The 1,308-nt window shown below is 55.3% G+C and carries 1 protein-coding gene; it reads left to right on the top strand.

What is annotated here, in order from left to right; translation table 11 throughout:
- Positions 1 to 96: 96 nt before the first annotated feature.
- Complete coding sequence (locus TU79_RS24830; protein ID WP_082638728.1) at positions 97 to 1,302, top strand: ISL3 family transposase; 1,206 nt, start codon at positions 97 to 99, stop codon at positions 1,300 to 1,302.
- Positions 1,303 to 1,308: the final 6 nt, after the last annotated feature.

Here is a 1,308-nt window from a genome sequence, read left to right on the forward strand (position 1 = left end):
GGTTCTTCACGGAATCCCGGGAAAGACAGAAACAAGAACGCCGATTTGATTGATGATGTTCGTGCGAGCAAACACATCTACCAAACCGGCGTTCTTATGCACGATATTAATACTTTCCTTCCTTTTTGGGAGGGTTTTTCTGTCGTCAACATCAAGCCTGATGGTGACGGTCTCCAGATCGATCTCACACCCCACACCACCCGCTTCCCTTTCTGCGGAGGGTGCCAAAAAACCTGTTCAACCACTCATGAGTATTGCGAGCGAGTGATTCGTGATCTACCCATTCTCGGTCGTGCGGTGCGCCTCAGCGTTTTGCTCAGGCGTGTTGGTTGCCGCGACTGTGGCAAACGCATGGAGGCCGTCAGTTGGCTGGATCGCTATGCCCGCATGACGCGTCGTTTGGCCGATGCGGTCATTCAAGCCTGCGAGCGACTTCCCACCCTGCACGTGGCCCAGATGTTTGGGCTGCATTGGGACACCGTTCGGTTGCTGGAGCGTCGAGCCTTACAGGCGGCGTTGGCCACGCTGCCGAAGGCGCAACCACGACGCCTGGTGATGGATGAATTCGCGCTGTTCAAAGGGCATCGCTACGCCAGTGTGGTGTTGGATGCCGATACACGACGAGTGCTATGGATCGGCGAAGGCCGCAGCCGGGCTGCGGTTCGGCCTTTTTTCGAAGAGCTGGGGCCAGAGGGATGTGCTCGAATCCAAGCGGTGGCGATGGACATGAATACCGCTTTTGACCTAGAGGTTCGTCAACACTGCCCGAGAGCGCGAGTGGTGTACGACCTCTTTCATGTGGTGGCCAAATATGGCCGAGAGGTGATTGATCGGGTCCGCGTCGATGAAGCTAATCGGCTACGCCATGACAAGCCTGCCCGAAAGGTCATCAAGCAAGCGCGATGGCTGTTGCTACGCAACCCGCAGAACCTGAAAACGCCGGAGCAACAGGTACGTTTAAAGGACCTGCTGGCGGCCAACCAAGCATTGATGACAGTCTATCTAATGAAGGCTGAACTCAAAACGCTTTGGGCACCTAGCAGCGCCTGGGGCTGGCGATCAGCCTGGCAGCAATGGCTGCATCATGCTCATGAAAGCGAGATACCACCTCTGATCCAGTTTGCCAAACGGCTAAAGAGTTACTGGCGGGGCATCGTCAGCCGGGTTCGCTGGCCGATGCATACGGGTCAGTTGGAAGGAATAAACAATCGAATAAAGGTCATCAAGCGGATGGCGTACGGTTACCGGGATAGCGAATTCTTTTTCATGAAGATCAAGAACGTCTTTCCCGGTAATCCGTGAAGAACC

The sequence above is a fragment of the Pseudomonas trivialis genome (genome assembly GCF_001439805.1).
GTDB classification, from domain to species: Bacteria; Pseudomonadota; Gammaproteobacteria; order Pseudomonadales; family Pseudomonadaceae; genus Aquipseudomonas; species Aquipseudomonas trivialis.